The organism is Bacillus sp. 005/A4HT-01/001 (assembly GCF_004634445.1).
GTDB classification, from domain to species: Bacteria; Bacillota; Bacilli; order Bacillales; family Bacillaceae; genus Bacillus; species Bacillus altitudinis.
This window is the reverse complement of the sequence record NZ_SEIZ01000005.1, coordinates 160,182-173,252: the sequence shown is the minus strand read 5'-3', so window position 1 is coordinate 173,252 and position 13,071 is coordinate 160,182. Positions and strand designations below refer to the sequence as shown.

Below are 13,071 nucleotides of genomic sequence, written 5' to 3'. Positions count from 1 at the left end.
TTTTATTAAGATGCCACTTCTAAATGCGGCTTTCTTTTCAGTTTTCTCTTAAGGACTGGACCTGCTACATAATCAAGGCCAAGTTTTCCGGCATTTCCTTTCGCTGCCATAATGAAGACGGCAATCAGAAGAAGAAGCGGGTTAACAGAGACGGTTCCAGCTAGTAAGAAAGAGACATTCATCACGCTTCCAAAAAAGGCTGCCGTTGTTGTAAACAATCCAACAATTAGTCCTAGACCAACTAAGATTTCTCCCCACATGACCATGGCACTGAAGAGTCCGGCATTTGGCAACGCGACATTTTCTAAAAACCAGACATAGAACGGATAAACAAGATGTCCATCTTTCACAACAGGTTCAGCTATGGCAAATTGCAAATATCCTGATGCATCGAATCCGCCTGTTAGTTTTCCAATACCAGATGTCAGCCAAGTCCATCCGATATAAAGTCTTGCTGCCAAGAGAATAACGGCTGCCCATACATTCGTTTGTAAGAATTTTGTAAACATGATGATGCCTCCTTTTAAATTATGTGAAATATTTCACATTCTCTTTATGATCTTATTATACTATGTAAAATATCATTTGTGATCCTTTTCACATATATATTCACAAATTGTTCATGAATATCAAGTAGAGGTAAACTTTTCTCTTGTTATCACCGTCTAAGTTATTTCAGACAGTGAAAAGGGGTTACATTTTGTATGAAAACATTATTGCAGAGGCTGGGATCTGATCTGGATTGAAGATGATGAGGTAACTAATGAGACTTTTGAAGTCATTGCGCATTGGCTGTTGGTATCAATAATTACATAGTTGCTAAGGAAAAGCAGGCTGACTGGAGCCTGCTTTTTTGTCTTTGTTAACAAAGATCTTATTAATTAAGATTTACTATGTTTTTTTCTTTTATTTTTATATTAGATGACTTTTCAGAATCTTGATTTTTCCACTCTATCTCTATTTCTAATTTGTGTCCTTTTATTTTTTCTTCTGGTATGAAATCAAATGTTGTTATATGATCTGGAGCATTTTCAGATTTATCTGTGGCATATTCCGCCAAATCATAGTTCTCATTTTCTTCATATACTTTTCCATCTATTTTTAGTTTTAATGTTTTAATTTTTATTTCTTTTTCTATATTTTCGTTCCCTTTCCAATAAAGTTCCAAATAATAGTTTGGGCCTATACTTGTCTTGTCACTTCTCGTTAGTTCTGCTTTCCAATACTTATCTTTACTTTCACCCATGAATTTTGGGTAATTGTTTTTCGCATAAATTATTACGCATGTTGCGGTAATAAATAGAATGAATATGGTTGATAGAAGAATGACTTTTTTAATTTTCATATTTTTCTCCTTAAATTTAATCAAAATAAATACAAATATACCAAAATTATATTTAAAATATAAGGGTGAATGTGATTTTTTTGCTCCTAATTGTTGAGTCTCCAAAAACAGCCGTTTCCTTTCAGGTCGGTTCATCGACCTTTCGCATGCTGCTTGTTATCTCGTTTTTGCTGATTGGCTTTTTTATTTGGGTGGCCGAAAATGTCACGACCTTTTTAGGAGCATGGCAATATCCAAATCAGCAGCATGCTTGGTCTATCGTCCATCTTGGTAAAATCAGTTCATGGTTTTTACTTGTTGTCATCAGCATTGTACTGGTGATCGAACAGCGAAAACAAAAAAACGTTCAGCCCATTTGATCTGGCTGAACGCTTTTTTTAGTCCCGAGCGACTTCCTTGCGAAGATCATCGGCGACAAATTCGACATTTGTTCCAATGATGATTTGTACGGAAGTTTTTCCTGACGTCAGTACCCCTTTGGCACCTGCTTTTTTCAATGTACCTTCATTTAATAAATTGGTATCTTCTACTGTTAAACGAAGACGGGTCGCACAATGGTCAATTGTGGTGATATTGCCTTTGCCGCCTAGTCCCTCTACGAGAATACTTGCTCCGGCAGTATGTGTATCATCCCCTGAAATATCTTCGATGTCATCATCTTCCCTGCCCGGTGTTTTTAGCTTTAACAATTTAATCAGGAAATAGAAAACAACAAAGTAAATCACGCCATAGATGACCCCAACTACAAGTAACAGAATGGGTTTTTGCGCAATTCCAAAACTTAAAACGTAATCAATCGCACCCGCTGAAAAAGCGAAACCGCTATGAATGCCTAAGGTGTTGACAATAAAGAGCGAAAGACCAGTTAATATCGCATGAACACCATATAAAAGTGGAGATAAAAACATAAATGAGAATTCAATTGGTTCTGTGATCCCTGTAATAAATGACGTCAGTGCCATTCCAATCATAAGACCGGCTGTTGCTTTTCGTTTTTCAGGCTTTGCGGTCACAACCATCGCGAGACATGCCGCTGGCAGCCCGAACATCATCACTGGGAAGAAACCAGTCATAAAGACACCTGCACTTGGATCGCCTTTGAAGAACCGCGCTAAATCACCTGTCGCTCCGCTGAATTCACCGAATTGAAACCAAAATAGATTATTCAGCACATGGTGAAGTCCTAATGGAATGAGCAGGCGGTTAAAGAAGCCAAACAGCCCGGCACCCGTTGCTCCAAGACTTAAAATCCACTCCCCTAAATCATTGATCACACTTTGAATTGGAGGCCATACATATCCAAAAACGGCTGCTAATAGAATGGTAAAAAGTGCTGTCATAATAGGCACAAGCCGTCTTCCACTAAAGAAACCTAAGTATTCAGGCAGTTTCGTGTCCTTAAATTTATTGTAAACGTAACCTGCCAAAAGTCCGCACAAAATACCACCCAATACCCCCATATTGTTGGTCGAATTGATCGACGTGGTACCAGCTGACAAAATAAAATAAGAGATCGCTCCAGATAACGCCGCTGCTCCGTTACCATCCTTTGAAATACCAATCGCTACACCCATAGCAAAAATTAAAGCCAAATTCGCAAAAATTGCATTTCCTGCCGCATGAATAAACGGGATGTTGAATACATCTTCTCGCCCAATAGCCAAAATGATACCCGCTGCAGGAAGCACAGCGATTGGAAGCATAAATGATTTTCCTAACTTTTGAAAAAACTGAAACACCATCTTATTTCTCCCCCCTTCGTCATCATCATGAACAAATCTCTCATGATGTTCATAAAAAATATATCATATGCACATCTAGTTATCTATACCAATTTGTCCACATCTCACCCGAATCTCAGCCTTTACTCTTTTGGCGTAAAATGTGGTAAGCTATTGAATAGAATGAAGTTATAGAAAGCGGGAATGAACAGTGATTGTCAAACATGATCATGAGTTAGAAGCCTTAAAAAAAGTCGGCCGAATTGTCGCTTTGGCAAGAGAAGAAATGAAAAGCCAAGCGAAACCAGGCATGTCTACAAAAGAATTAGATTTGATTGGGAAAAAAATATTAGAAGAGCATGGAGCCAATTCAGCTCCTGAAAAAGAATATGATTTCCCCGGTACGACTTGCATCAGTGTCAATGATGAAGTCGCACATGGCATTCCAAGTGAAAAAACCATTTTACAAGAGGGCGACCTCATTAATATTGATATCTCAGCAGAGCTTGATGGATATTATTCCGATACTGGGATTTCATTCGTTTTAGGTACAGGAGATGCTCGTCTTGAAGCATTATGCCAGTGTGCAGAGGATGCATTCCTTGAAGGATTAAAGCATGCGAAAGCCGGTAAAAGACAAAATCAAATTGGCCGTGCTGTTTACAATACAGCCAAAGAACAAGGATTTACCGTCATTAAAAACCTGACAGGACACGGCATTGGGAAAAGCCTGCATGAAGCACCTAACCATATTTTGAACTACTATGATCCATTCGATAATGCTTTGTTTAAGAATGGGACAGTCATCGCCTTTGAACCTTTCATTTCAACAAATGCTGAGTCGATTTATCAAGCGGATGACGGCTGGACATTTAAAACACCTGATAAGAGCCTGGTCGCACAGATTGAACATACGATTGTGATCACAAAAGACGAACCGATTATTTTAACAAAGCTGTAAGCAAGCGGGTCCCCTCCTTCACTGGAGGGGATTTCAGCGTGTAGACAAACCCTCGCATTCGGTGTCAGTCCTGCGCGCCAGTACTCGTCCTTCCTAGACTTCAAAGGTTTTCTATCACGCTGAAGAGAAGACAAAGGGCTAAAATCAAGTTCATTTTAGACCTTTCTCAACAATCTGCAATCCCTTTCACGAATCTGTCACGACTAAACAAAAATGCCTGTGGTAAAATAGGCAAAGATATGCGAAAGGGGTCTTATTTGATATGTGGTTCATCATCATCGGTGTTATCTTCTTTATTGAAAGTATTATTTTAACGGTTGTAGGTATTAAGAAAAAACAATCCATGATGACCTACCTCGGGATTGTCATCATGATTATGACAGTCGGCATGATCATCGTTACCCTCAACCCGCCAAATTCATAAATGATTATTTCCAGCATATACATGGATCATAGGCAGATAGAATCAGTTTTCATTTCTAAACACCTGCACACTTTTCACGTCCTTTTTTGAGATGTTACAATGCAGGCAGTTTCCATTGAAAGGAGTTTTCTATCATGCATTATGGTAGCAAAGGCTGGTATGTCGAAGAATTAAAGAAGCTTGGTGTGACCAAGCATGAAGGAAGAAAGCTTCAAAGCTTTAAAACTTATTTCCTTGCAAATCTTCTTGAGCAAAAGAAAACGAGCTCTTAAATGTTGAAAAGCCGTACATCCATATCAGATGTACGGCTTTTTTATATGGGCTGAACACGTTTTTCTAAAGACTTCCTGACCACATCTGCTAAGGCATCTACTTCAAGAACTGCTTTCAGCCTGTTTTGATCTACTTGACGGTATTTGACTTCATTGACTTCGTGGACTGTGATGGAATGGGGCGCTTTTTCGACTAACACAAGAGCTTCATCAGGAGAGACCATTCCTTCTTTCAGCACACGCAAATAAAAACCGGTATATCCCGTTTGCTGCACTTCCTTCACAAGCTTCATGTTTCCATGCTTAAGAGAGAGCTTCACACATGGCTGTCTTGGCTGGCTGACCTCAACAATCGCTTCCCCAAACTGAAATACATCTCCAATACGGACTTCTGTCTCTACAAGCTGATGCACGGTCACGTTCTCACCGAAGGCTGCCTCCTGTAACGGCACCCCTAAAAATTGCTCAAAATAAGTATAGTGATCATATGGAAAGACGCAAACGGCTTTATCATAACCTCCATGATGAACCAAATCACCTTGTCCGTCTCCACCAAAATTGAGCTGACTCAAATAGACAGGCTTGTGAATACGCTTTTTGTTGATGGCTGTTTTGATTTCTTTACCATTCACATAGGTGGTGATAGGTTGTCCTACTTGAATTCCTTCGATGTCGTACCTTGTCTGCCCCACTCTCGCCATCTCCTTTGATTGTCTGATTGCTTTTATTTTACATGGTTTGACAGTCAAATCATAGTCGGTACGTGAAGGAACGAGACAGGTTATGGTACGATGAGAAAAAAGGAGAGATGACATTGGTTCATTATCACGCTATTGTAAAAGGACGAGTGCAAGGAGTCGGTTTTCGTTATTTTGTTCAAGGAGAAGCCGTCAATCGAGGGATAAAAGGCTGGGTACGCAACACAGATGAGGGTCACGTGGAGTTAAAAGTAGAAGGAGAGCAGCAGGAGGTGTTTGACTTTTTAGAGACCGTCCGTAAAGGTAGTCCTTTTTCAAAAGTCACACATTTGGACATGGAGCCGCTCACCAAGTTCGCCCATTATCAAGACTTTCGGATTAAAGGATAGTTGATGTGTATCCTTTATTTCACAACAGTAAATGGGTTTGCAACATAATAACCAATCAAGGTTGTACGTGAAGCATCTTTGTAGAGACTCACATGAACATCATAGTTGGCTGATCCACTGTTAGGAAGTAATAAACGAGTAGGTGCTGCGAAAGCTTTTTGTCCAGAGATAGACCCTTCGTGTGTAAAGACTGGTGTCACTGGGAAAGTAAGTTTTCGAACAGCAGCTGTATAATAAAGTGTTTCATTTGTTGTTGCGGTCATGTTGACGTTGACCTGAGGATGAAGCGAAGTATAAGTTGAACGATCGGTTGTCACCTTTAAAACGATGTCATTCTGAACCATTGCTCCAGTCGTTGCTTTAGCTCTTTCATCACCTAGTGGTAGAAATCCGTTGAAACTGAATACAGCCAAAAATATGAGCAACGTCATTTTTTTCATCTCTATTCCCCCTTTTTGATTTCACCGCCATTAAACCATCATTTTCCAAATCAAACAACATTCCAAAGACTCATTTCATACAAAAAAACCTAGCTTTTCGCTAGGCTCTTTCCGTCCCGTGGTAGGGTTTTTCCTGATAAAAATAATTCGGTTTCACGATCGTATTGTCATAGTGACGATGGAAGATATGCGTAGCAGCTGGTGATACTGGCGGAATCAGCCATGTCCAATCACCAGTCAGCTTACGGTCAGCCTTTTCCTCCTGTTTTTCAAATTGTTTGAACTGATGGGCAGCTGTATGATGATCCACAATGGTCACCCCTGCCTCGCGATAAGAGTGCAGAACCGCGACATTCAATTCGACAATGGCTTTGTCTTTCCAAAGTGACGAATTTTTTGTTGTATCGAGCCCTAAAATAGAAGCGACTTTTTTCAACATATTGTAGCGGTTTTCGTCAGCTAGATTACGTGCGCCAATTTCTGTTCCCATATACCATCCATTAAACGGTGCCGCATTGTAATGAATGCCACCAATTTCTAATTTCATATCAGCAATAATCGGAACAGCATACCATTTCAGTCCTAAATCACCGAACCCATCATATTCAGGATGAGTGATCTCTACCTCTTGAACGATTTCTTTCGGAAGATCATACAAAACCGGCGGCTGATCTTTTAGCTGAAACATAAGTGGCAGAAGGTCAAAATGCGTGCCTTCGCCTTTCCAGCCATGCGCTTCACACAACTTGGTTAATTCAAGTGATGCCTCGTCCCCAATGATGCCATATTCCGACTCATATCCCGCATAACGAACGAGCTGATGATTATAAATAACGACTTCCTTCCGTCCCTTGTTCTCTGGTGGGAAGATGGTAATGGACGGTTTGATTTTACCCCCATTTGTCGCATACTCAATATGATGAAAGAGTGCCTCTTTCACCTCATCTTCTGTTGTCACGTGCCGGCAGTCATGCACATGCAGTGTTGACCAAAACAAGCGCCCAATGCACCGGTTGCTGTTGCGCCATGCCATTTTTGCCCCGTGAGCTAATTCTTCCTGCGTATGAGTATACATGCCGTCAGACTCAATATCTTGTTTTATTTCATGCAGACGTGCTGCTTTTTCTTCATTTGACTTGCCTAATTCTTCATAGCATACAGAAATAAAAGCTTCTGCTTCATTCCACAACGCTTCTTGGTTACTCAAACATACTCGCCTCACTTTAATACGAATATATCCATTGTAGCGGTTTCTATTGATAAATTCACTTGTTTCAAACCATTTTTTATCATATCGTGCGACGATTGTCCTTAGACAATGGATGAATCAATGACTTCAAGGGTCTTTTGGAGCCAGCGAACATACCCTTTTTCCCTTTCAATTGCTCTTGTCAGCACTAAATAATGCCCGAATTGTGTTGAATGCAGTGATTGGGCAGATGGGTCTTCTTCTGTTAAAACGTTCAGTTTCTGTTCAAGCATCTCTACTTTCTTTGTTCGCTCCTGCAGCTGATGTGAGAAGAGACCGGCCGCTTCTATTTGATCCATAGATGAGATAAAGAACGTTTTTAACATAAATTCATCTTTTGTTGTGTCTGGAATCGGGCCTTTTTTCCTTAACCACTCATGCAGTTCTCTTTTTCCTGCATCAGTGATTTGATAGACCTTCTTCTCTAGCTTCTTTCCTTGTATGTGAATATCAAATTCAATAAAACCCTCTTCTGTTAGCCGCTTTAATTCAGGGTATATTTGACTATGCTTCGCACTCCAAAACTGTCCAAGGGAATCTTCAAAGTGTTTCTTCATATCATATCCCGTCAGCTCACGCTGATCTAGTAAGCCAAGAATGGCATATTTCAGTACTCTCATGACATGCCTCCAACGCATATTCTTTGACAATAGTATACCATACACCCTAAAATAAACATGTAAATCGTGACATGTTTGAAACAACATCATTTTAATTGAAAGAAGGAATAAACATGGATCAATTCGTTGGACTTCATATGATTTATACGTATGAAAATGGCTGGGAATATGAGATTTACATTAAAAATGATCACACCATTGATTACCGCATTCATAGCGGAATGGTTGGAGGCCGCTGGGTTCGTGATCAAGAAGTGAATATTGTGAAACTGACAAAAGGGGTATACAAAGTTTCCTGGACGGAACCGACTGGGACAGACGTGTCTTTAAACTTTATGCCTGAGGAAAAACGCATGCATGGCGTCATTTTCTTCCCAAAATGGGTGCATGAACGTCCAGATATCACCGTTTGCTATCAAAATGACTATATCGACCTCATGAAAGAATCCCGTGAAAAATATGAAACCTATCCGAAGTATGTCGTACCAGAATTCGCAGACATTACGTACATCCACCATGCTGGGGTAAACGATGAAACGATTATCGCAGAAGCACCGTATGAAGGCATGACCGATGAGATCAGAGCTGGACGAAAATAGAAAAAGCGGCACGCACTGTGCCGCTTCTAGGGTGGTTGACAAAGGGCTAAAATGAACTTGATTTTAGTCCTTTTTATTTCATACCTAACGTCTTTTGAGATAACAAGAATCGGTAAACTGGTAGTTCATCGCCTACTTTCGATGCAATAAAACCTGATGACATATAGCTGTCTTTTGATTCTGGTTCAAGGGCAAGTGACAACAAATTGGTCTCTGGCTGTGCAGTCACATATACCTTTGTTCCTTTTGGTAGCTGACGTTTCTTTTCAACGAGTCTCGTTTCAAGCTGAATCTCTGTTTTGCTTGTTTCCACTCGTTTTGTCACCTGATAGGCTTGAACTGGCACTTTCATGCCAACAGGCAATGTCACACTTTTTAATCCTAAAGTTCTAAGCTTTCTATCTACTCCTTCATGTCCTGGGAGAATGAGATAAGCTGTCGGTCGTTCTCTTGTCAATACAGGAACCGCATCACTTGCACTATGAAAACGCACTGGGACATTGGTGGTTTGTCCTTTCTCAATATCCACCATTTCAAGTGAATCATTCACAGGCGCCTTGAAAGCATCTTGAATGACTACTTGATCATCATCATTTGGTTGAAGACCTTTTTTCACAAGTTTCAGCCGCTCCGTCACCATTTGCTGCTTCACCTGCTTAGCATGCTTCACCGTTGTCTCAATGATTTTTTCATGAGTGGTGACTTGTGCTGCCACACGCCGAGTAAAGTCCTCTCTGCCAATTCCAATCCCCCTACTTTCTACAAGAAAGGATAAAGCTGGTGAAAGCGCCAAGGCATTTCGGCCAATTCGTGCATCGGTTCCGCCTTCATAAAGGTCGATCTTTCCGTCCTTCCCTCTTGTGTTTGTATAATATAAATCGTTGGAAAATCCCTTATTCGCCAATGCTTCACGCACTCCGTTGACGTACAATTCATTTGACGTTAATCGAATGCTTTCAGGAATGTTTAAATTCTTACCGGATAATATCAGCAAATCGTGATACTTGAGAGCACCTGATGCACCGATATCTTCAAACTGCTTTTGACCGACATCATATTCATGGGCATCAATGACGACCTCGGGCGCATAGCGATTAAATTCTTGATGAAGGGCTGTCAGCTCTGGAGATTCTAATGTCATGTGGTCACGGTTGCCATCCATTCCGTTTGCAAGCCTGCGGTCAAATGCATAAGAACCATCTGGGTTGATTCTTGGGACAATGATGACGTTGACATGGCTCAGGATGCGCTCTCCTTCATCACCTGCTAGTCGTTTGGCGATGACAAGGGCAGATTCACCGGAGGCTGGTTCATTTCCGTGTATTTGTGCTTGAAGCCAGATCGTTGGCTTTTTTGACAGTGGAGAGATGTGGCGATCCTTTGTAAAATAGAGGGCTGGAATGGACCTGCCTTCAATGGATGTTCCAATCTGTTTCTGCGTGGCGTAAGGACTTTTACTGACAATGTCACGTAAAAAATCTTGAAGCTCTTCTTGTGTGGTAAATGCTTTTCCTTTTTTCTGAAAAGCAGGGGTATCAAACGTTTCGTCAGGCTCAGGATACAGTTTTTGAACTGAGGCTGGCTGCTCATAGCTTTTTCCATAATAAGGGGTCTCTGCATTCGCTGAAGCTGGGGTGACCATCGACAAACTTCCTGCCATGAGGCATACAGCAGCAAAAAGAATGGTACTTTTCTGTTTGGACATGCTATCCTCTCCCTTCGTTGATTTGCATTATAAAGAAAAAAACAGCAAAAGTGTCAGCATTTTTCAAAAATATATCTTTTGGAGGAATCATGTATGTCTTTATATAGGTCAAATGAATGGAGCTTGCCCTGCAATAGGACCTAAAAAAGAGCGCCTGCATGAGCAACAGACACTCTTCTCATTACCAGATCGAAATGGCCCCAATGAGAACCGCCATCACTGTCATGGCGACGACTGCAAGAACCGCCCATTTCATGCCAAATTTCTGATGCTGATCTAGTGATACCCCAACGAGTCCAACAAGTAAATGAGTCGATGGAACAAGTGGGCTTAACATATGAATCGGCTGACCAATGATAGATGCCCTCGCAATCTCAATTTTATCGACACCGTATGCTGCCGCTGTTTCTGATAGGATCGGCAGTACCCCATAAAAGTATGCATCATTCGGCATAAAGAAAGTGAAGATCCCGCTTGTTAGTGCGACAATGACTGGAATAAACCCGCCAAGCTGCTCTGGAATAGCTGAAACAATCGAAATCGCCATTTCATCAACCATTTTCGTCCCAGTTAAGATGCCTGTAAAAACACCTGCCGCAAAAATCATCGAAGCAATCGCCAAAACATTTGTTGAATGAGCCGCAATCCGCTCACGCTGCTGCTCTAAATTCGGATAGTTCACGATAATGGCGACACAGAAGGCAAGAACAAACAGAACCGTTAAGCTTACTTTTCCTGACACAAGCAAGAGAACCAATAGCAAAGTCAGTGTCAGGTTAAACCACCAAAGTTTCGGTCGCTTAATATCATCTTGCAGTGCCGCTGCCATTTCATTGGCATGAATCGGCTGTTCGAGCTCAATAACACCAAGACGTTTTCTTTCAGACTTCCCAAGAAAGTATGCCACCACAATCATGCTCAAAACCCCTGCGCCAATGACTGGAATCATCGGGCCAAATAAAAGTGATGGATCAACGCCAAGTGCACTTGCCGCTCTAGGTGTTGCCCCTCCCCATGGAATCGTATTCATAATCCCCATGCCGACTCCGGCAATCCCCGCTAAAATAATTGGACGGATGCCAAGCAGCGTAAATAATGGAAGCATCGCTGTTGTTGTAATCATGTACGTTGTTGTTCCATCACCATCAAGTGCAACAAGCATCGTCAGGACAGCTGTTCCAACGACAATTTTTAAAGGATCGCCTTTGACAATGTTTAAAATTTTCGCCACCATCGGATCAAATAAACCAGCATCAATCATAATGCCAAAGTACAAAATCGCAAACATGATCATGACCGCTGTCGGTGCGACTTGCTGTACACCTTTGACAATCATGTCAGAAATTTCAGTAAAATGAAAACCTGCAATAAGAGCAAATGCAATTGGTGTTAATACCAATGCCGTTAAAACAGACATACGTTTCGTCATAATCAAAACCATAAATACAACCATCATAAGAAATCCTAAGATTGCTAACACTTTTTTCACCCCTTATGTTGTATACGCTTTCATTAAATGTTGGTATCCCATTTCCAACCCTTTCTGTCATGATATCTGACGCCTGAATTGAAGTAAATATTATGAATTTTAATTCTTTTTTGGTCGATAAATGCTTTTTGTTCATTTTGTGCAATCGTTGTTGTTTGTTGGTTCCATGAAAAAAGCGGTCTCATTTGACCGCTTTTTCTCCTTGTATAAATTGCTCATAACGCCTTAATTGATCTTCCATAAAGACCTTTGCTTCTTTACTGTTCATATAGCGGCCTGTCCAGCCTTTTTGTTTTAACTGCTTTTTCCATGACTTCGTTTGCGTCATTTTTTGAAGAAGCTGATCCCATGCTCGAATGTCGTGCTGATTCATTTGCTTTGGTCCCATCACACCACGCCAATGAGAGAAGATGAGCGGAATCCCTTGTTCTTTCCAAGTGGGCACGTCTTTGAATCCTTCTAAACGCTGATTCGTTGTGGTCGCGACGAGCTTCAATCTTTTCTTTTCATAATCATGGCGAACCTCTGTAATGGTCGTAGTCGCCGCATCTACCTCATGGTCAATGAGTGCTTGAAATAAATCATCTGCACTGTCAAATTTTGAAAACTGAATGCGGTACGGATCTATCCCTGCCATTTCGGCAGCCCGTGCGAATGAGATTTGATCATCATTTCCAAAGTCCGGGGCAAACCCAATTTTTAAGGAATCCGGTTTCTTTTTTAGTGCGTGTAATAGCTCTTTTCCATTTGAGAAAGGAGAATCAACTGGCACTGCGACTACCTGCCACTCTTCCGCAAGAATAGCAAGCGGGGTAACATCATTCATGGTCACGTTACTGCTGCCCAGCAAATTACGGCTTAATAATAAGCTTGAATTTAAACTGATATAATTGGCATCTCGCTCCATCATATAGGTCCAGCCTTTATCAACCGTTCCGCCTCTTTGATAAAGAATATGCACAGGCTCTTCCACTAGCTTTTCTTGTTCTAGCACGGTTTTCATCACTTGAGCCGTTTGGTCAAACCCGCCGTCAGGTACACCTGATACCACAATGTATAATGGGCTGTGCTCCAGGAAAGAATCTTTTGCTGTTTTTTCATTAAAGGTGAGCGTTGTACAAAGGCAGACCAAAATGAGTAGGAGTATTCCTTTTTTCAT

At 41.1% G+C, this 13,071-nt stretch carries 15 protein-coding genes and 1 pseudogene; 6 read left to right on the top strand and 10 right to left on the bottom strand.

The features are described 5' to 3' along the window. Positions 1-5: 5 nt before the first annotated feature. Positions 6-509, bottom strand: coding sequence for a DoxX family protein (locus ES896_RS15540; RefSeq protein WP_007496570.1), 504 nt, complete (start codon positions 507-509; stop codon positions 6-8). Between the two features lie 368 nt (positions 510-877). Beyond that, positions 878-1,345, bottom strand: coding sequence for a DUF4944 domain-containing protein (locus ES896_RS15535; RefSeq protein ID WP_019743524.1), 468 nt, complete (start codon positions 1,343-1,345; stop codon positions 878-880). A 71-nt stretch (positions 1,346-1,416) separates the two neighbouring features. On the opposite strand from ES896_RS15535, the pseudogene ES896_RS15530 reads away from it, so the two are divergent. Continuing rightward, positions 1,417-1,704, top strand: a pseudogene (locus ES896_RS15530) (DUF817 family protein); the annotation flags it as partial. Positions 1,705-1,722: 18 nt separating this feature from the next. On the opposite strand, the gene nagE reads toward ES896_RS15530, so the two are convergent. Further along, the gene (gene nagE / locus ES896_RS15525) at positions 1,723-3,087 is read right to left on the bottom strand and encodes an N-acetylglucosamine-specific PTS transporter subunit IIBC (RefSeq protein WP_038475020.1); all 1,365 of its coding nucleotides are present in this window, start codon (positions 3,085-3,087) and stop codon (positions 1,723-1,725) included. A gap of 190 nt (positions 3,088-3,277) precedes the next feature. Between nagE and map the strand changes: the two genes are divergently transcribed. The 3 genes from map (at position 3,278) to ES896_RS15515 (ending at position 4,723) form a co-directional block, all read left to right on the top strand. After that, a complete protein-coding gene (map, locus tag ES896_RS15520) occupies positions 3,278-4,027 on the top strand; it encodes a type I methionyl aminopeptidase (RefSeq protein WP_008341769.1) in 750 nt (249 codons plus the stop codon). Between the two features lie 262 nt (positions 4,028-4,289). After that, the gene (locus tag ES896_RS20180) at positions 4,290-4,451 is read left to right on the top strand and encodes a hypothetical protein (protein ID WP_008341770.1); all 162 of its coding nucleotides are present in this window, start codon (positions 4,290-4,292) and stop codon (positions 4,449-4,451) included. A 134-nt stretch (positions 4,452-4,585) separates the two neighbouring features. Continuing rightward, positions 4,586-4,723 (top strand): YflJ family protein, encoded by a 138-nt coding sequence (locus ES896_RS15515; RefSeq protein WP_008341771.1) that lies wholly within the window; start codon positions 4,586-4,588, stop codon positions 4,721-4,723. A 41-nt stretch (positions 4,724-4,764) separates the two neighbouring features. Here the strand turns inward: ES896_RS15515 and ES896_RS15510 are convergent, their stop codons facing one another. Beyond that, positions 4,765-5,415, bottom strand: coding sequence for an MOSC domain-containing protein (locus ES896_RS15510; RefSeq protein WP_035391364.1), 651 nt, complete (start codon positions 5,413-5,415; stop codon positions 4,765-4,767). A gap of 122 nt (positions 5,416-5,537) precedes the next feature. On the opposite strand from ES896_RS15510, the gene ES896_RS15505 reads away from it, so the two are divergent. Next, on the top strand, positions 5,538-5,810 hold the full coding sequence (locus tag ES896_RS15505) for an acylphosphatase (RefSeq protein ID WP_035391366.1): 273 nt from the start codon (positions 5,538-5,540) through the stop codon (positions 5,808-5,810). A gap of 14 nt (positions 5,811-5,824) precedes the next feature. Here the strand turns inward: ES896_RS15505 and ES896_RS15500 are convergent, their stop codons facing one another. From ES896_RS15500 to ES896_RS15490, 3 genes are all read right to left on the bottom strand, one after another. Next, positions 5,825-6,250, bottom strand: coding sequence for a hypothetical protein (locus ES896_RS15500; protein ID WP_135226997.1), 426 nt, complete (start codon positions 6,248-6,250; stop codon positions 5,825-5,827). A 100-nt stretch (positions 6,251-6,350) separates the two neighbouring features. Continuing rightward, the gene (locus tag ES896_RS15495) at positions 6,351-7,457 is read right to left on the bottom strand and encodes a nitric oxide synthase oxygenase (protein WP_135226996.1); all 1,107 of its coding nucleotides are present in this window, start codon (positions 7,455-7,457) and stop codon (positions 6,351-6,353) included. A 104-nt stretch (positions 7,458-7,561) separates the two neighbouring features. Next, entirely contained in the window at positions 7,562-8,119 is a 558-nt protein-coding gene (locus tag ES896_RS15490) for a PadR family transcriptional regulator (protein WP_135226995.1), read from the bottom strand. Between the two features lie 113 nt (positions 8,120-8,232). Here ES896_RS15490 and ES896_RS15485 point away from each other — a divergent pair, with 113 nt between their 5' ends. Further along, positions 8,233-8,718, top strand: a complete 486-nt coding sequence (locus tag ES896_RS15485; protein WP_008341777.1) for a phenolic acid decarboxylase — start codon at positions 8,233-8,235, stop codon at positions 8,716-8,718. A gap of 73 nt (positions 8,719-8,791) precedes the next feature. On the opposite strand, the gene ES896_RS15480 is transcribed toward ES896_RS15485, so the two are convergent. The 3 genes from ES896_RS15480 to ES896_RS15470 all read right to left on the bottom strand — a co-directional run bounded on the left by ES896_RS15480 (position 8,792) and on the right by ES896_RS15470 (position 13,071). Further along, on the bottom strand, positions 8,792-10,423 hold the full coding sequence (locus tag ES896_RS15480; protein ID WP_135226994.1) for a M14 family metallopeptidase: 1,632 nt from the start codon (positions 10,421-10,423) through the stop codon (positions 8,792-8,794). Positions 10,424-10,604: 181 nt separating this feature from the next. Next, positions 10,605-11,903, bottom strand: coding sequence for an Mg(2+)/citrate complex secondary transporter CitM (gene citM, locus ES896_RS15475; RefSeq protein ID WP_024719341.1), 1,299 nt, complete (start codon positions 11,901-11,903; stop codon positions 10,605-10,607). Between the two features lie 190 nt (positions 11,904-12,093). Next, positions 12,094-13,071 carry a tripartite tricarboxylate transporter substrate-binding protein gene (locus ES896_RS15470; RefSeq protein ID WP_135226993.1) on the bottom strand — a complete coding sequence of 326 codons (978 nt, stop codon included), beginning with the start codon at positions 13,069-13,071 and terminating at the stop codon, positions 12,094-12,096.